Origin of the sequence: Streptomyces venezuelae (assembly GCF_008642335.1) — a bacterium.
GTDB lineage: Bacteria > Actinomycetota > Actinomycetes > Streptomycetales > Streptomycetaceae > Streptomyces > Streptomyces venezuelae_F.
On record NZ_CP029191.1, the window covers coordinates 5416991 to 5437069 of the forward strand.

At 73.5% G+C, this 20079-nt stretch carries 1 protein-coding gene; it reads left to right on the forward strand.

Going from position 1 to position 20079, the window contains the following annotated elements; translation table 11 throughout:
* The first annotated feature begins 187 nt into the window (after nt 1–187).
* Nucleotides 188–20056: a type I polyketide synthase gene (locus tag DEJ49_RS24735; RefSeq protein WP_150186159.1), complete on the forward strand. Its 19869-nt coding sequence runs from the start codon at nt 188–190 to the stop codon at nt 20054–20056.
* The last annotated feature ends 23 nt before the right edge of the window (nt 20057–20079 follow it).

Consider the following 20079-nt stretch of genomic DNA (forward strand, 5'->3'; position numbering starts at 1 on the left):
GCATGCACGTACATGAGGACGGGGGTGCCCGCACGGTTCGGCCGTGCGGGCACCCCCGTCGTCGTACGGGGCGCGGAACCTGGCCGAAAGACCAGGTTCCGCGCCCCGTACCTGCACCTAAGCCCGGCCGACGAGCACCGTCCTCTGGCCGAAGTCCGTACCCCGGTCCGAAACAGATACTCGCCGTATGAAGGCATCCAGGTCTGACGAGCAGAGGACGGGCGAGGCCCGCGGCACCGCCATCGCAGTGATCGGGGCCTCCTGCCGAGTGCCCTCGGCGTCGACTCCGGCACAGCTGTGGAGCCTCCTCATGGAGGGCACCGACGCCGTCTCGGCCTGGCCCGCGGAGCGCGGAGCGGGCAGCCCGTCCTGGCGCGGCGGATTCCTCGACGACGTCGCCTCCTTCGACGCCGCCTTCTTCGGCATCGCCCCCGACGAGGCCGCCGCGATGGACCCCCAGCAGCGCCTCGCGCTGGAACTGGTGTGGGAGGCCATGGAGGACGCCGGTGTCCGCGACGATCGGCTGCGCGGCTCCCGCACCGGCGTCTTCGTCGGTGTCTCCTCCGACGACTACGCGGGCCTCGCCGCCCGCGGCGGGACGCCGGGCCCCGGCGGACCGCACGACTTCACCGGCCGCCACCGCGCCGTCATCGCCAACCGGGTCTCCTGGCACCTGGGCCTGCGCGGCCCCAGCCTGGCCGTCGACGCCGCCCAGGCCTCGTCCCTGGTCGCCGTCCACCTCGCCTGCGAGAGCATCCGCAGCGGCGACGCCGACCTCGCCTTCGCCGCCGGCGTGAACCTGATCCTCTCGCCCGAGAGCATGCGCGCCACCGCGAACCTCGGCGCGCTCTCCGCGAAGGGGCGCTGCGCCACGTTCGACGAGAACGCCGACGGGTTCGTACGCGGGGAGGGCGGGGGAGTCGTCCTCCTCAAGCCGCTCGACCGCGCGCTCGCGGACGGCGACCGCGTCTACTGCGTCATCGAGGGCAGCGCCGTCAACAACGACGGCGGCGGCGAACGCCTCACCGACCCCGACGCCGACGGCCAGCGCGACGTGCTGCGCCGGGCCTACGCCGATGCCGGGATCAGCCCCGACACCGTCCAGTACGTCGAACTCCACGGCACCGGTACGCCGGTCGGCGACCCGGTCGAGGCGGCGGCCGTCGCCGACGTCATCGCACGCGGCGGCGCCGAGGGGGACGCGGGCCGGGAGCCCCTGCGGGTCGGCTCCGTCAAGACGAACCTCGGGCACCTGGAGGCCGCCGCGGGCATCGTCGGCCTGCTGAAGGCCGCGCTGTCCCTGCGCCACCGTCAGCTCCCGCCCACCCTGCACTTCACCGCGCCCAACCCGGCGATCCCCCTGGACGACCTGAACCTCCGGGTGCAGACCGAGCCGACCGACTGGCCCGCGCCGGACGGCCAACTCGTCGCGGGAGTCAGCTCGTTCGGGATCGGCGGCACGAACTGCCATGTGGTGCTCGCGGAGGCGCCCGAGCGCGCGGCCACGCACGACGACACACCCGCCGCTGCCCAGGACGACACACTCCGCCCCGCGGCCCGCCGGCCCCTGCCCTGGGTCCTGTCGGCCCGCACCGAGGAGGCACTCGCAGCGCAGGCCGCGCGGCTGCACACGTACGTACAGGAGCACCCGGCGTCCAGCAATGCCGACATCGCCCACTCGCTCGCCGCCGGACGCTCGACGTGGGAGCACCGCGCCGTCGTCGTCGGCAAGGACGGGGACGACCTCGCGGCAGGGCTCGCGCGCCTCCACGAGCAGGCCGTGAGCGGCGTCGCAGAGCCGGGCGGGACCGCGTTCCTGTTCTCCGGCGTCGGCTCCCACCGCGTCGGCATGGGCCGCGAACTGTACGAGACGTACCCCGTGTTCGCCGCCGCCCTCGACGACGTGCTCGACCACTTCGTCCCCGGCCTCGACCTGCGCACGGTGCTGCTCGGCGACGACGACGCCGCGGCCGCGGAGGCGCTCGACGGCATGCGGTACATGCAGCCCGCCCTGTTCGCCTTCCAGGTCGCCCTGTACCGCCTCGTCACCTCCTGGGGCGTCACCCCTGACCTGCTGGTCGGCCACTCCTTCGGCGAGATCGTCGCCGCGCACGTCTCCGGCGCCCTGCCGCTCGCCCACGCCGCCGCTCTCGTCGCCGCGCGCGGTGAACTCATGGAGCAACTGCCGCCGGGCGGCGCCATGATCGCGGTCGAGGCGACCGAGGAGGAGCTGCTCACCGCCCTCGACGGCGTCGACGACGTGTCGGTCGGCGTCATCAACGGCCCGCGCGCCGTGGTGCTCTCCGGCGCCGACGAGTCCGTCACCCGGATCGCCGACGCGCTCGCCGCCGACGGCCACCGCACGAGCCGCCTCCGCGTCAAGAATGCCGCGCACTCGCCGCTGATGGCCCCCATGCTCGACGAGTTCGCCCGCCGCATCCACGGCCTCGACGTCGACGAGCCCGCCGTCCCCATCGTCTCCACCGTCACCGGACGCACCGGTGCCGCGCTCACGGAGGAGTACTGGATCGGGCACCTCAGCGCCACCGTCCGCTTCCACGACGCGCTCGCCGAATGCCGGGCGCGGGGCGTGACCCGGTTCGTCGAACTCGGTCCGGGCAGCGTGCTCACCCCGCTCGTCGCGCCGGACGAGACGGAGACCGCGGTCGCCCTCCAGCACCGCGACCACCCGGAGGCGCAGGCGCTCCTGACCGGTCTCGCCACGGCCTGGACCGCGGGCACCCCCGTCGACTGGGCGGCGGTCGTCGGCCCGGCGCGGAGGGTGGACCTGCCCACGTACGCCTTCCAGCGCCGCCGCCACTGGCTCGACGAACGGCCCGCCCCGGAGGAGGCCGAGGAGCACATCGGTTCCGCGACGCTCGCCCTGCGCGACCGCATCCGGACCGAACCCGACGGCTTCCTCGTCCGCTGGCTCGCCGACCACATGGCGTACCTCACCGGCACCGCGGCCGTCGACCCCGCCGCGACGTTCCGCGACCTCGGCCTGGACTCGGTCCTCTCCGTCGAACTGCGCAACCGTCTCGTCTCGGCGACCGGACTGCGGATGCCCGCGAGCATCCTCTTCGACTATCCGACGCTCCGCGACCTCGCCGACCACCTGCACGAACGCATCGTCGGCGCGCTTGCGCCCGCGCCCGGCGCCCCCGCGGACACGGAGGTGGCCGCCGGTACGACGGTGGCGGCGGCGGACGACGACGATCCCGTCGCGATCGTCGGCATGGCCTGCCGGCTGCCCGGCGGCATCGACTCGCCGCAGCGGCTGTGGGAGGCGCTCGCCGCGGGCGTGGACGCCACGTCCGACTTCCCCGAGGACCGCGGCTGGGACCTGGCGAACCTCTTCGACCCGGACCCGGCCAACCCCGGCACGACGTACACGCTCCGCGGCGGATTCCTTACCGGCGCCGGGGACTTCGACGCCGAGTTCTTCGGGATCAGCCCTCGCGAGGCGGCGGCGATGGACCCGCAGCAGCGGCTGCTCCTGGAGACGGCGTGGGAGGCGCTGGAGCGGACCGGTATCGACCCGGACTCCCTGCGCCGCAGCAGGACCGGCGTCTTCGTCGGCGCCACGAACATGGAGTACGGCCCGCACTTGGACGCCCCGACCGACGGCACGGAGGGCTTCCGGCTCACCGGCAACACGAGCAGTGTGGCCTCGGGCCGCATCTCGTACCAGCTCGGCCTCGAAGGCCCGGCGATGACGGTCGACACGGCCTGCTCCTCGTCGCTCGTCGCCCTGCATCTTGCGGTGCAGGCGATCAGGAACGGTGAGTGCTCGCTGGCGCTGGCGGGCGGCGTGACCGTGCTGTCGACACCCGGCATGTTCGTCGAGTTCTCCCGTCAGCGCGGGCTCGCCGCAGACGGCCGCTGCAAGCCGTTCTCCGACGACGCGGACGGCACGGGCTGGGCCGAGGGCGTGGGTCTGCTGGTCGTGGAGCGCCTTTCGGAGGCGCGGCGGCGCGGGCACCAGGTGCTGGCCGTGGTGCGCGGCAGTGCGGTGAATCAGGACGGCGGCAGCAATGGACTGACGGCGCCGAACGGTCCTTCGCAGCAGCGGGTCATCCGTGATGCGTTGGCGAGTGCGCGGTTGACGTCGGCGGACGTGGATGTGGTGGAGGCGCACGGTACGGGTACGTCGTTGGGTGACCCGATCGAGGCGCAGGCGTTGCTGGCCACGTATGGCCAGGGGCGGGACGCGGGGCGGCCGTTGTGGCTCGGTTCGGTGAAGTCCAACATCGGGCACACGCAGGCCGCGGCCGGTGTCGCGGGCGTCATCAAGATGGTGCAGGCGATGCGCAACGGCGTCATGCCGCGCTCCCTGAACGTCTCCGCGCCGTCCCGTCACGTGGACTGGGAGTCCGGTGCGGTCAGCGTGCTGGCGGCCCAGCAGGAGTGGCCCGAGCTCGACCGTCCGCGTAGGTCGGCCGTGTCGTCGTTCGGGATCAGCGGGACGAACGCGCACGTGATCCTGGAGGCGGCGCCGGTCGATGTGGCGCCGGTCGAGGCGGGTGCGGACGCGGGTGAGGCGCCCGTGTCTGTGGTGCCGTGGGTGTTGTCGGCGCGGAGTGAGGCGGCGCTCGCGGAGCAGGCGGGGCGGTTGGCGGCTCGGCTTGGTGAGGGTGAGCTGCTGGGGCTGCGGGATGTGGCGCACACGTTGGTGAGTGGGCGTGCGGCGTTGGAGCACCGGGCGGTCGTGCTCGGCAGTGACGTTGGTGAACTGTCAGCTGCGCTGGGCGAGTTGGCTGCCGGGCGTGAGGCCTCTGGTGTCGTGTCGGGCCGTGTCGGCTCCGGTGCCGCTGACGCGGGCGCGGTGTTCGTGTTCCCGGGGCAGGGTTCGCAGTGGGTGGGGATGGCTCGGGAGCTGTTGGGGTTCTCGCCGGTGTTCGCGTCGCGGATGGCGGAGTGTGGTGCTGCGCTTGAGCCGTTTGTGGATGGCTGGTCGCTGCTTGATGTGGTGCGGGAGGGCGACGAAGAGCTGCTGCGTCGGGTTGATGTGGTGCAGCCGGTGTTGTTTGCGGTGATGGTGTCGCTGGCGGAGTTGTGGCGTTCGCTGGGGGTGCGGCCTGCTGCGGTGGTGGGGCATTCGCAGGGTGAGATCGCTGCGGCGTGTGTGGCGGGTGCGTTGTCGTTGGGTGATGCGGCGCGGGTTGTGGCGTTGCGGTCGCGGGCGATTGTGCGGCTGGCGGGTAAGGGCGGGATGGTGTCCGTTCTGGCGCCGGAGGCTCAGGTTGTGGGGCGTCTGACGGCGGGGCTGCAGGTGGCTGTGGTCAATGGGCCTGAGCAGGTCGTGGTGTCGGGTTCGCCTGATGAGCTGGATGCGTTCATGGCCGTGTGTGAGGCCGATGGGGTGCAGGTGCGGCGGATCGCCGTGGACTATGCCTCGCATTCGCCGCAGGTCGAGGAGCTGCGGGATGAGCTGTTGGACGTGCTCGCGCCTATTGAGCCGCAGGCCGGGCAGGTTCCCCTGTTCTCCACGGTCACTGGTGACGTGATCGACACGACCGGGATGGATGCGGAGTACTGGTTCACGAATCTTCGGCAGACTGTCCGGTTCGATGCCGCGCTGAAGAGCTTGTTGGGTGCTGGACACCGCGTTTTCGTCGAGTCGAGTCCGCACCCGGTGCTCGTGGGCGCCGTGACGCAGGCCGCCGAGGGCGAGGGTGTCGCGGGTGTGACCGCGGTGGGGACGCTGCGGCGGAACGAGGGTGGTTCGGCTCGGTTGTTGCAGAGTCTGGCCGAGGTCTATGTCGCGGGCCTGGCCGTGGACTGGTCGCCGTGGGTGGCGGGCGGACGGCTCGTGGAGTTGCCTACGTATGCCTTCCAGCGTCGTCGTCACTGGCTGCCGGCCGGGCGTTCTGTGGTGGACGCGGCGGGGCTGGGGCTGCGAGCCGCCGGGCACCCGCTGCTCGGCGCCGCCGTTGCTCTCGCGCCGCAGGAAGGCCTCGTCCTCACGGGTCAGCTGTCGCTGCACACGTACCCGTGGCTGGAGGACCACGCCGTCTACGGGACCGTCATCCTGCCCGGCACCGCCTTCGTCGAGCTGGCGCTGCACGCCGGTGACGAGGTCGGCTGCGGTGCCGTCGAAGAGCTGACGCTGGAGCGGCCGCTCGTGCTGGCGCCGGGCGTGTCGACGTCCGTGCAGGTGTCGGTGGGGGCTCCGGACGAGGCGGGCCGCCGGACGATCTCCGTGCACTCGCGCGTGCAGGACGCCGAGGTCCACGCCGATCAGGGCGCGGAGTGGGTCCGGCACGCCGTGGGCGTACTGGCCGACGGGGCGGCGGCAGAGGCGGGGACGGAGCGGCTGGAGGGGCAGTGGCCGCCGGCCGGTGCCGAGCGCGTGGACGTCGCCGACGCCTACGAGACCCTTGCCGACCTCGGCTACGGCTACGGTCCCGTCTTCCAGGGCCTGCGCGCGGTGTGGCGTGCGGGGGATGACCTCTTCGCCGACGTGCGGCTCCCGACGGAGCCCGACGAGTTCGGCGTGCACCCCGCGCTGCTGGACGCCGCTCTGCATCCGCTGCTCGCCGGGGAGATCGTCGTTCCGTTCTCGTGGAGCGGGGTGCGGCTGCACTCCGTGGGCGCCTCGGCGTTGCGGGTGCGGTTGTCGCGGGATGCCGACGGTGCCGTGCGGTTGGCGGCGTTCGATGGTGCCGGTCTGCCGGTGGTCTCGGTGGACGAGCTGCGGCTGCAGAAGATGTCGCGGGAGCAGTTGGGTGCGGCGGTGGCGGGCGGTGACCCGCTGTACGAGGTGCGTTGGGTCGACGTGCCCGTACCGGCCGCGCCCGGTCGTGAGCTTCCGGCCGATGTCGTCGTCGCCCACGTCGAGCCCGGCGGCGACGCGGGTGCGCGGGTCGCGGAGGTTCTTGAGACGGTTCAGCGTTTCCTCGCCGAGTCGGCTGAGGAGGCCAGGCTCGTCGTGGTCACGCGCGGCGGGATGACGGACACGCCGGACCCGGCGACGGCCGCGGTGTGGGGCCTGCTGCGTTCGGCGCAGACCGAGCAGCCCGGACGCATCGTGGTCGTCGACGTGCCCGAGGGTTCCGACACGGACACGGACACGGAGGCAGTCGTCGCGTCGGCGCTCGCCTGCGGGGAGCCGCAACTCGCTCTCGACGGCGACAGGGTGGTCGCGGCGCGCGTGATGACCGTCCCCGCCGAGGCGGGTGCCGCGGTGGCGTGGGACCCGGACGGCACGGTCCTGATCACGGGGGCGAGCGGCGCGCTGGGGCAGCTCTTCGCGCGGCACCTCGTGGCCGAGTACGGGGTACGTCACCTGCTGCTCGTCAGCCGTCGCGGCGGCGAGGGCTCGGAGGAGCTGGCCGCCGCGCTGACCGGAGCCGGTGCGACCGTGACCTTCGCGGCCTGCGACGTCGCCGACCGGGAAGGCCTCGCGGCGGTGCTGGCGGGGATCCCGGAGGACCGTCCGCTGACCGCCGTGATCCATGCGGCGGGTGTACTGGACGACGGCATCGTCACCGCGCTGACCGCCGAGCGGGTCGACACGGTGTGGCGTCCGAAGGCGGAGGGGGCCAGGCTCCTGGACGAGCTGACGCGCGACGCCGACCTCGCCGCGTTCGTGCTGTTCTCGTCCGCCGCGAACGTGATGGGCACGGCCGGACAGGGCAACTACGCCGCCGCCAACGCCTACCTGGACGCCCTCGCCCTCGCCCGCCGTGCCGAAGGGCTCGCGGCGACCTCGCTGGCGTGGGGCCTGTGGGCCGGCGACAGCGCGATGACCGCGCACCTCGACGCGGCCGACATCGCGCGGCTCTCCCGCGGCGGCCTCGGAGCCATGTCGACGTCCCAGGGCCTCGCCCTGTTCGACGCCGCCCTGGCGGCCGACCGGACGACCGTCGTCCCCGCCCGCTTCGACCTGCCCGCGCTGCGCAACCAGGCGGCCCAGGACCGGCTGCCGGCCGTGTTCAAGTCGCTGGTGCGTGCGCCCGTACGCCGGGCCGTGGCGCCCACCGCGGAGGAGGCCTCGTCGTGGGCCGCCGGGATGGCGGCGCTGGACGAGGGGGAGCGGCGGGACGCGCTGCTCGAACTCGTCCGCGGCCAGGTTTCGTTGGTGCTCGGCCTCGGCACGGGCGCCTCGGTGGAGGCGGACCGCGCCTTCCGCGATCTGGGCTTCGACTCGCTGACGGGGCTTGAGCTGCGGCAGCGGTTGCAGACGGTGACGGGGCTGCGGCTGCCGTCGACGCTCGTCTTCGACTACCCGACGCCGACCGTACTCGTCGGCTACCTCCTGGAGGAGATCGGCGGGACGGACGCGGTCTCGGCGCTGCAGGCCCCGGCGGCGGCCGGGGGTGTTGTCCCGGATGACGACGATCCGATCGTGATCGTGGGGATGGCGTGCCGTTTCCCGGGCGGGATCCGGTCCCCGCAGGAGCTGTGGCAGGCGACCCTCGACGGGGTCGACGCGATCACGGACTTCCCCGAGGACCGCGACTGGGATCTGGCGAACCTCTTCGACCCGGACCCGGGCCACATCGGTACCAGCTACTCCCGTCGGGGCGGGTTCCTGGCAGGTGCCGGGGACTTCGACGCGGAGTTCTTCGGGATCAGTCCGCGTGAGGCGGCGGCGATGGACCCGCAGCAGCGGCTGCTCCTGGAGACGGCGTGGGAGGCGCTGGAGCGGACCGGCATCGACCCGGACTCCCTGCGCGGCAGCAGGACCGGCGTGTTCACCGGGCTCATGTACCACGACTACGGCACGTGGCTCGGTGAGGCGACCGAGGACGTCGAAGGCCTGATGATCACCGGCAACAGCGGTGGCGTGGCGTCGGGACGTATCTCGTACCAGCTGGGCCTCGAAGGCCCGGCGATGACGGTCGACACGGCCTGCTCCTCGTCGCTGGTGGCCTTGCATCTCGCGGTGCAGGCGATCAGGAACGGTGAGTGCTCGCTGGCGCTGGCGGGCGGCGTGACGGTGATGTCGACGCCGACGACGTTCGTGGAGTTCTCGCGGCAGCGGGCGATGTCGGTGGACGGGCGCTGCAAGGCGTTCTCGGACGACGCGGACGGTGCGGGCTGGGCCGAGGGCGTGGGCCTGCTCGTCGTCGAGCGTCTTTCGGAGGCGCGGCGGCGTGGGCACCAGGTGCTTGCGGTGGTGCGGGGCAGTGCGGTGAATCAGGACGGCGGCAGCAATGGACTGACGGCGCCGAACGGTCCTTCGCAGCAGCGGGTCATCCGTGACGCATTGGCGAGTGCGCGCTTGACGTCGGCGGATGTGGATGTGGTGGAGGCGCATGGTACGGGCACGTCGTTGGGTGACCCGATCGAGGCGCAGGCGTTGTTGGCCACGTATGGGCAAGGGCGGGACGCGGAGCGGCCGTTGTGGCTCGGTTCGGTCAAGTCCAACATCGGGCACACGCAGGCGGCAGCGGGTGTCGCGGGCATCATCAAGATGGTCCAGGCGATGCGCAACGGCGTCATGCCGCGCACGCTCCACGCCGACACGCCCTCCCACCATGTCGACTGGGAGTCGGGCCAGGTCAGGCTCCTCACCGAGAACCAGGAGTGGGCGGAACTCGACCGCCCGCGCCGTTCCGGTGTCTCGTCGTTCGGCATCGGCGGGACGAATGCGCACGTGATCCTGGAGGCGGCGCCGGTCGATGTGGCACCGGACGCGGTGGGTGCGGACGCGGGTGAGGCGCCCGTGTCTGTGGTGCCGTGGGTGTTGTCGGCGCGGAGTGAGGCGGCGCTCGCGGAGCAGGCGGGGCGGTTGGCGGCTCGGCTTGGTGAAGGTGAGCAGCTGGGGCTGCGGGATGTGGCGCACACGTTGGTGAGTGGGCGTGCGGGGTTGGAGCACCGGGCGGTCGTGCTCGGCAGTGACGTGCATGAATTGGCTTCGGCACTGGGTGAGTTGGCGGCCGGGCGTGCGGCTTCGGGGGTCGTCTCCGGTCGTGCGGGGTCGTCCGGTGGGGGCGCGGTGTTCGTGTTCCCGGGGCAGGGTTCGCAGTGGGTCGGGATGGCCCGGGAGCTGCTGGGGTTCTCGCCGGTGTTCGCGTCGCGGATGGCGGAGTGTGGTGCTGCGCTTGAGCCGTTTGTGGATGGCTGGTCGCTGCTTGATGTGGTCCGTGAGGGCGACGAAGAGCTGCTGCGTCGGGTTGATGTGGTGCAGCCGGTGTTGTTTGCGGTGATGGTGTCGCTGGCGGAGTTGTGGCGTTCGCTGGGGGTGCGGCCTGCTGCGGTGGTGGGGCATTCGCAGGGTGAGATTGCTGCGGCGTGTGTTGCTGGTGCGTTGTCGTTGGGTGATGCGGCGCGGGTTGTGGCGTTGCGGTCGCGGGCGATTGTGCGGCTGGCGGGTAAGGGCGGGATGGTGTCTGTCCTGGCGCCGGAGGCTCAGGTTGTGGGGCGTCTGACGGCGGGGCTGCAGGTGGCTGTGGTGAACGGGCCTGAGCAGGTCGTGGTGTCGGGTTCGCCTGGTGAGCTGGATGCGTTCATGGACGCGTGTGAAGGCGATGGGGTGCAGGTGCGGCGGATCGCCGTGGATTATGCCTCGCATTCGCCGCAGGTCGAGGAGCTGCGGGATGAGCTGCTGGACGTGCTCGCGGAGATCCAGCCTCGGGCCGGGCAGGTTCCGTTGTTCTCCACGGTCACTGGTGACGTGATCGACACGGCGGTGATGGATGCGGAGTACTGGTTCACCAATCTTCGGCAGACCGTCCGGTTCGACGCCGCGCTGAAGAGCTTGTTGGGTGCTGGGCATCGCGTTTTCGTCGAGTCGAGTCCGCACCCGGTGCTCGTGGGCGCGGTGTCCCAGGCCGCCGAGGGCGAGGGTGTCGCGGGTGTGACCGCGGTCGGGTCGCTGCGGCGGAACGAGGGTGGTTCGGCTCGGTTGTTGCAGAGTCTGGCCGAGGTCTATGTCGCGGGCCTGGCCGTGGACTGGTCGCCGTGGGTGGCGGGCGGACGGCTCGTGGAGTTGCCTACGTATGCCTTCCAGCGTCGTCGTCACTGGCTGCCGGCCGGGCGTTCCGTGGTGGACGCGGCCGGGCTCGGGCTGCGGCCCGCCGGGCACCCGCTGCTCGGCGCCGCCGTCCGGATCGCCGGTGGTGACGAGGTCGTCCTCACCGGACGGCTGTCCCGTGCCACTCATCCGTGGCTCGACGACCACGGGGTCTTCGGCACCGTTCTGCTTCCGGGTACCGCGTTCATCGAGATGACGCTCCGCGCCGCCGACGAGGTCGGCTGCGGTGCCATCGAGGAGCTGACGCTTGAGCGGCCGCTCGTGCTGGCGGAGGACGCCCAGGTGTCGGTGCAGGTGTCCGTGGGGGCGCCGGACGACACCGGGCGACGGACCGTCACCGTCCACTCCCAGGTCCAGGACGGCGACGCCGCCGTGGATGTCACCGGGGGAGCGGACTGGGTGCGGCACGCCGTCGGAGTACTCGCCGACATCGGCGCCGACGCCGGTTCCCGTTCCGGTTCCGTCGCGTCGGACGAGCGGCTGGTGGGGCAGTGGCCGCCGGCCGGTGCCGAGCGCGTGGACGTCACCGACGCCTACGAGACGCTCGCCGACCTCGGCTACGGCTACGGTCCCGTCTTCCAGGGCCTGCGCGCGGTATGGCGCGACGGCGACGAACTGTTCGCCGAGGTCCAGTTGCCGGTGGACGCCGACGAGTTCGGCATCCACCCGGCGCTCCTCGACGCCGCTCTGCATCCGCTGCCCTCGGGCGACCTGTGGGTGCCGTTCTCGTGGAGCGGGGTGCGGCTGCACTCCGTCGGTGCCTCGGCGTTGCGGGTGCGGTTGTCGCGGGATGCCGACGGTGCCGTGCGGCTGGTGGCGTTCGACGGTGCCGGTCTGCCGGTGGTCTCGGTGGACGAGCTGCGGCTGCAGAAGATGTCGCGGGAGCAGTTGGGTGCGGCGGTGGCGGGCGGTGACCCGCTGTACGAGGTGCGTTGGGTCGATGTGCCTGTACCGGCTGTGCCCGGTGCTGAGCTTCCGGCCGATGTCGTGGTCGCGTACGTCGAGCCCGGCGGCGACGTCCGTACGAGCGTCGCGGGCGTACTGGAGACGGTCCAGGGCTTCCTCACCGCGTCGGCGGACGACGAGAGCTCCCGGCTCGCCGTCGTCACCCGTGGCGGCATCGCGGGCACGCTGCCCGACCCCGCCACCGCGGCCGTGTGGGGCCTGCTGCGCTCGGCTCAGACCGAGCACCCCGGCCGCATCCTGGTCGTCGACGTATCCACGGAGGACGCCTCCGCGAGCGGCGAGACGCAGTCGGCGCTGCTCACCGCGCTCGCGTCGGGAGAGCCGCAACTCGCCCAGCGCGGCGCCAAGTTGACCGCTCCGCGGCTGGCGCCGGTCAGTGCCGACACCGACACCGCCACCGACACCGACGCCGCCACCCCAGTCCCCGCCTGGAACCCCGACGGCACCGTCCTCATCACCGGCGCCGGTGGCTCCCTCGGCGGGCTCGTCGCCCGGCATGTCGTGGCCGAGTACGGCGTACGTCACCTGCTCCTCGTCAGCCGTCGCGGCGCCGAAGGCTCCGAGGTGCTGGCCGCCGAGCTGACCGGCGCCGGTGCGACCGTGACCTTCGCGGCCTGCGACGTCGCCGACCGGGAAGGCCTCGCGGCCGCCCTGGCGGAGATCCCGGACGATCACCCGCTCACCGCCGTGATCCACGCGGCCGGTGTCCTCGACGACGGCATCGTCACCGCCCTGACCCCCGACCGCATCGACACCGTCATGCGCCCGAAGGTCGACGGGGCCCGCCACCTGCACGAGCTGACGCGCGACGCCGGCCTCGCCGCGTTCGTGCTGTTCTCCTCCGCAGCCGGCGTGATGGGTACGGCCGGGCAGGGCAACTACGCGGCCGCCAACACCTACCTGGACGCCCTCGCCCACGCCCGCCGAGCCGAAGGGCTCGCGGCGACCTCGCTGGCCTGGGGCCTGTGGGCCGGTGGTGACAGCGCCATGACCGCGCACCTCGACGAGACCGACATCGCCCGGCTGACCCGGGGCGGGCTCGCCCCGATGACCCCGGCGCAGGGCCTCGCCCTGTTCGACGCGGCTCTGGCCGCCGACCGCGCCACGCTCTTCCCGGCCCGCCTGGACCTGCCCGCGCTGCGCAACCAGGCGGCCCAGGACCGGCTGCCGGCCGTCTTCAAGTCGCTCGTCCGCGCTCCCGCCCGTCGCGCGGCGGCCGCCACGGGAGCCGGACAGGCCTCGTCGTGGGTCGCCGAGATGGCGGCGCTGGAGGCGGGCGAACGGCAGGAGGCGCTGCTCGAACTCGTCCGCGGCCAGGTCGCGTTGGTGCTCGGGATCGGATCGGGTGCTTCCGTCGAGGCCGACCGGGCCTTCCGTGAGCTGGGCCTCGACTCGCTGACGGGCCTGGAGCTGAGGCAGCGGCTGCAGACGGTGACGGGGCTGCGGCTGCCGTCGACGCTCGTCTTCGACTACCCGACGCCGACCGCGCTGGCCGACTTCCTTCGGGAAGAGATCGGCGGGACGGACGCGGTCTCGGCGGCGCCGGTCCCGGCGGCGGCCGGGGGCGGCACCTCGGATGATGACGACGATCCGATCGTCATCGTCGGGATGGCGTGCCGTTTCCCGGGCGGGATCCGGTCCCCGCAGGAGCTGTGGCAGGCGACCCTCGACGGGGTCGACGCGATCACCGACTTCCCCGACGACCGCGGCTGGGACATCGCCGACCTCTACGACCCCGACCCCGACCGGCCCGGCAAGACGTACACGCGGCGCGGCGGCTTCCTGCACGACGCCGCCGTGTTCGAGCCCGAGTTCTTCGGGATCAGTCCGCGTGAGGCGGCGGCGATGGACCCGCAGCAGCGGCTGCTCCTGGAGACGGCGTGGGAGGCGCTGGAGCGGACCGGTATCGCCCCGGACTCGCTGCGCGGCAGCAGGACGGGTGTCTTCACCGGGCTCATGCCGATGGAGTACGGTCCGCCGCTGCACGAGCCCGTCGAGGGCATGGACGGCTTCCGCATGCTCGGCAGCGCGTCGAGCGTGGCGTCGGGACGTATCTCGTACCAGCTGGGCCTCGAAGGCCCGGCGATGACGATCGACACGGCCTGCTCCTCGTCGCTCGTCGCCCTGCATCTCGCGGTGCAGGCGATCAGGAACGGTGAGTGCTCGCTGGCGCTGGCGGGCGGCGTGACGGTGATGTCGACGCCGACGACGTTCGTGGAGTTCTCGCGGCAGCGGGCGATGTCCGTGGACGGACGCTGCAAGGCGTTCTCGGACGATGCGGACGGCGCGGGCTGGGCCGAGGGCGTGGGCCTGCTCGTCGTCGAGCGGCTGTCCGAGGCGCGGCGGCTCGGCCATCGCGTCCACGCGGTCGTACGGGGTTCCGCGGTGAACCAGGACGGCGGCAGCAACGGCATGACCGCCCCCAACGGTCCCTCGCAGCAGCGCGTCATCCGTGACGCGCTGGCGAGTGCGCGGTTGACGTCGGCGGACGTGGATGTGGTGGAGGCGCACGGTACGGGTACGTCGTTGGGCGACCCGATCGAGGCGCAGGCGCTGCTGGCCACGTACGGTCAAGGGCGGGACGCGGGGCGGCCGTTGTGGCTCGGTTCGGTCAAGTCCAACATCGGGCACACGCAGGCCGCGGCCGGTGTCGCGGGCATCATCAAGATGGTGCAGGCGATGCGCAACGGCGTCATGCCGCGCACGCTCCACGCCGACACGCCCTCCCGTCACGTGGACTGGGAGTCCGGTGCGGTCAGCGTGCTGGCGGCCCAGCAGGAGTGGCCCGAGCTCGACCGGCCGCGCCGCTCGGCCGTGTCGTCCTTCGGCATCAGCGGGACGAACGCGCACGTGATCCTGGAGGCGGCGCCCGAGGACACGAGTACGCCCGAGAACGAGCCCGCGCCCACCAGCGCGCCCGCGCCCGCCGGGGCCCCGGCCCCCGTGGACACCCCGGCCCCCACCCTCCCCTGGACCCTGTCGGCCAGGACGGCCGACGGGCTGCGTCGGCAGGCGGCGCGGCTGCTCGACCACCTCGCGGAGCACGAGCACGAGCACGAGCACGCCGAGAACACCGCCCCCGACCCCCGCGACATCGGCCACACCCTGGCCACCGGCCGGGCGCTGATGGACCACCGGGCCGTCGTCCTCGGCACCGGGCTCGACGGCCTCACCGAGGCGCTCGCCGCCGTCGCCCGGGGCGAGGACACGCCCGCCGCCGTCACCGGCACCGTCCCGGCCGTCGGGGCGGGCGGTCTCGCCCTGGTCTTCTCCGGGCAGGGCTCGCAGCGCGCCGGCATGGGACAGGAGCTGTACGAGCGGTACCCCGTCTTCGCCGCGGCCTTCGACGCCGTGTGCGCCGCCGTCGACGCGCACCTCGACGGGTACGCCGAACACCCCCTGCGTGACGTCGTGTTCGCGCCCGAGGGCTCGGCCCTCGCGCCGCTGCTGCAGCAGAGCATGTACACCCAGACGGGCCTGTTCGCCCTCGAAGTCGCCCTCCTCGAACTGCTCAGGGAATGGGGAGTGACCCCCGGGCACGTCATGGGCCACTCGCTCGGCGAGATCACCGCGGCCTACGCGGCGGACGTCCTCTCGCTGTCCGACGCGTGCGCCCTCGTCGCGGCCCGCGGACGCCTCATGCAGGCCCTGCCGGAGGGCGGCGCGATGGTGGCCGTCGCGGCGGGCGAGGAGGAGACCCGCGCGTACATCGCGGAGGCGGGCCTTGCCGACGCCGTCGGGATCGCCGCCGTCAACGGCCCGCAGGCCGTCGTCGTCTCCGGCGACGAGGCCGCCGCGCTCGACGTCGCCGACCACTTCCGGGCCGCGGGCCACCGCGTGCACCGCCTCGCGGTGTCGCACGCGTTCCACTCGCACCGCATGGACGCCATGCTCGACGAGTTCGCCGACGCGCTCGCCGACCTGTCCTTCAACCCGCCCCGCATACCCGTCATCTCGAACCTGACCGGCGGTCCTGTCGACGCCGAACGCCTGTGCACCGTTCAGTACTGGGTGGAGCATGTCCGCGGCGCCGTCCGCTTCGCCGACGGTGTGCGCGCCCTCGCCGAGCACGGCGTCCGCGCCTTCCTGGAGGTCGGCGCCGACGCCGCCGTGACCCCCATGGCGCACGCCACGCTCGACGAGTGCCTCGGGGACGACGGATACGTCGCCGTGGCCACCCTCAAGTCCGGGCAGGACGAGGCCCTCGCCCTGACGCGGGCCCTCGCAGAGACATACGTGACCGGCACCCCGGTGCGCTGGCACCGGCTGCTGCCGGGCGGCCGCCCCACCGAACTGCCGGGCTACCCCTTCGCGGGCCGGCGCTACTGGCAGGACGCGGCCGCCTCCACGGTCGGCATCCGCGCCGCGGGCCTCACCGGCACCCGGCACCCGCTGCTCGGCGCCGCCGTCCACCTGCCCGACGGACAGACGGTGCTCACCGGGCGCATCCTGCCCGGCGCCCACCCGTGGCTCGCCGACCACGCGATCGGCGGCACGGTGCTGCTGCCCGGCACCGCCTTCCTCGACCTGGCGCTGCACGCGGGCGCCGAGACGGGCTGCCCGGCAGTCGAGGAACTGACGCTGCAGGCACCGCTGTTGCTCCCCGCCGACTCCGCCGTCTACCTGCAGGTGGTCGTCGGCGCCCCGGACGCGACAGGCCGCCGTACGGTCGCCGTCCACTCGTCGTCCGCCCCGGCCTCCGGCACCGAACCGCAGGTCCAGCACGCGACGGGCACCCTGACCGCCACGCCCGCGCACCCCGGCGACGCGGCGGAGCCGGTGCCCGCCGACGCCGAGCGCATCCCGGTCGACGGCCTCTACGCCGACCTGGCCGCCCGCGGCTACGGCTACGGTCCCGCCTTCCAGGGCCTGCGCGCCGCCTGGCGTACGCCCGACGCGCTCCACGCGGAGGCCGAACTCCCCGCGCAGCCCGGCACGTTCGGCATCCACCCGGCGCTCCTCGACGCCGCGCTGCACGCCATCACCCTCGGCGTGCCGTCACTGCCCGGCACGGACGGGCCGCGACCGCTGCTCCCGTTCTCCTGGACGGGCGTCACCCTGCACGCGTCGGGGGCCGCGGCGGTACGGGTCAGGCTCACCGCCACCGCCGACGGCGCCGTCTCCCTGACGGCCGTCGACACCGCGGGGCAGCCCGTCGTCACCGTGGACGCGCTGCTGCTGCGGCCGATGGCCGCGGCCGCGGTCACGACGCCCGGCGGGGACGGCGGACTCCACCTGCGCTGGCGCCCGGTGGCCGTCCCGGAAACCTCCGGGGCGCCCGTTCACGGCGTCACGGTGACCGAGGTCGGGCCCGGGTCCGAAGGCCACGGTGACGGCGACGGTGAGGTGCAGGCCCGGCTCTCCGAAGTGCTCGTGCGCGTGCAGCGCTTCCTGGCGGAAACGGCGGGCGAGGATTCCGGCGACGCCGACGAACGGCTCGTCGTCGTCACCCGCGGCGACATGATGGACCGCCCCGACCCGGCGACCGCCGCCGTATGGGGTCTGATCCGGGCCGCCCGTGCGGAGCACCCCGGTCGTCTGCTGCTCGTCGACGTCGACGCCCGCACCGCCCGCTCCGCGGACGCCGTCGCGGCGGCCGTCGCCACCGGCGAACCCGAGCTCGCCTGGCGCGACGGGCAGGCGTACGTGCCGCGGCTGAGCCGCACCGCTCCCGACCTGCTCGTCCTGCCGGACGACGCGTCCGAGTGGCGCCTTGAGACGACCGGCGAGGGCACGGACTCCGCAGATCCCGCGGACGTCGGCGACCTCGCGCTCGTACCCGTCGTCTCCGAGACGCCCCTCGCCCCTCAGGAGATCCGGGTCGCGATCCGCGCCGCGGGCGTCGGCGCCGACGACCTGGCCGACAGCGGCCGGGCCATCGGGATCGAAGGCGCCGGAGTCGTGACCGAAGTCGGCGCGGAGGTCACGGCACCCGCCGTGGGCGACCGTGTCTGGGGCGTCTTCCCCGAGGGCGGCGCCGCCGCCAGGACCGCCGTCACCGACCACCGTTCCGTCGCCCGCCTGCCGAAGGCCCTGACCTTCGCGGAGGCAGCGGCGGCGGCGACCCCGTACCTCGCCGCCTGGCACGCACTCGTGGACGAGGGCGGCCTCCGGGCGGGGCGGGGGCAGCGGGTGCTGATCCACGCGGCCACCGACCGCGTGAGTTCTGCCGATGCCGCCGACCCCGTCGGCCTCGCCGCGGTGCACATCGCCCGGCACCTGGGCGCCGAGGTCTACGCTTCCGCGCCGCCCGCCGCCCACGACGCCCTGCGCGACGCGGGGCTCGACGGCACGCACCTCACCGGGCCCGAACCCGCCGACATCGCCCAGCGCGTACCGGCCGGCCTCGACCTCGTCGTCGGCCCGCACCGCAGCACCGGCGCCGAGGTGGCAGCGGCCCTGCTGCTCACCGCCGACGGCCGGTACGTCGCCGTCGACGCGCGGGCCGCGGTCACCGCCCTCGACGCGGGACGGCGGCAGGAGATCCTCACCGAACTCTCCGGCCTGCTCGACTCCGGGGCGCTGCGCGCGCTGCCGTTCACGGCGTACGACATCCGGTCCGCCACGGAAGTGCTCCACGGCTCCCACAGCTCCCACGACTCCCAGCGCTCCCGCGCGGCAACCACGCCCCACGGCCGCTCCGTCCTCACCGTCCCCCGCCCCATCGACCCCGACGGCACCGTCGTCCTCACCGGTGCGAGCGGCACCCTCGGCCGGCTGGTCCTGCGCCGCCTGGTCGCCGAGCACGGCGTGCGCAACGTCCTGCTGCTCAGCCGCAGCGGTACGGAGGCCCCCGGTGACCTCCTCGACGTCCTCGACACCCTGGACGTACGCGACGACGGCCTCCGGATCCGCTCCGTGGCCTGCGACGTGGCCGACCGCGAGCAACTGGCCGCGGCCCTCGCGGGCATCCCCGCCGAACATCCACTGACCGCGGTCGTGCACACCGCGGGCGTCCTGGACGACGGGATTCTCGCGTCCCTCACCCCGGAGCGCCTCGCCACCGTGCTGCGCCCGAAGGCGGACGCCGTACGGGCCCTGCACGACGTGACGGCGGGCGCCGATCTCGCCGCCTTCGTGGTGTTCTCCTCGGTCGCCGGGGTCCTCGGCTCGGCGGGGCAGGCCAACTACGCCGCCGCCAACGCCTACCTGGACGCGTACGCGGCCCGCAGGCACGCGGCCGGTGCCCCCGCGGTGTCCGTGGCCTGGGGCCTGTGGCAGGAGACCAGTTCGATGACGGCCGGGCTCGGCGCCGCCGACCTCGGCCGGATCGCCCGCACCGGACTGCTGCCCACCACCACCGAGGAGGGCCTCGCCGCGTTCGACCTGGCGCTCACGGCGGCCATGCCGCACCTCGTCCCGGTACACGTCGACACCGCGGCTCTGCGGACGGCCGACACCGTGCCGCCGCTGCTGCGGGACCTGGCGCCCGCGCCGCGACGCCGGACCGCGTCGAGCGCGCCGACGGCACCCGCCGAGTCGCTGGAGAGCAAGCTGCGCGGGCTCCCGGCCGAGCAGCGCACCGCGCTCCTGCTCGACCTCGTCCTCGCGGACGTCGCCCAGGTGCTCGGGCACGGTGATCCGCGCGGCGTCTCCGCCGACGGGGCGTTCCGCGACCTCGGGTTCGACTCGCTGACCGCGGTGGAGCTCCGCAACAGGATCAGCGGCCGGATCGGCGTGAAGCTCAGCGCGACCGCGGTGTTCGACCACCCGAGCCCGCGCGCCCTGGTCGACCATCTGGCGACGAAGCTCACGCCGGCACCGGCTCCCACACCGGTACCGACACCGGCCGCCGAGGAGCAGCCCGGCTACGAGGGGATCATGGCCGACCTCGCCCGGATCGGCGCCCGGCTGAACGGGCTGCGGCTCACCGGCGGCCAGCGCGCCGCCCTCGCCGAGACCGTCCGCTGCCTGACCGAACCGCCGGCGCACGGACACCCCGTCCAGACCGAGGACGAACCGGCGCTCGCGGAGCCGCCCGCGGACCTGGAGGCCGCCACGGCGGCGGAGGTCCTGGACTTCGTCACCAACAACCTCGGCATCTCCCTCCCGAGCGATGTCACGCCCGACACGTACGCCACGCCCGCCACCGACCAGAGTTGAGAGTGAGTTCATGCCCACCGAGA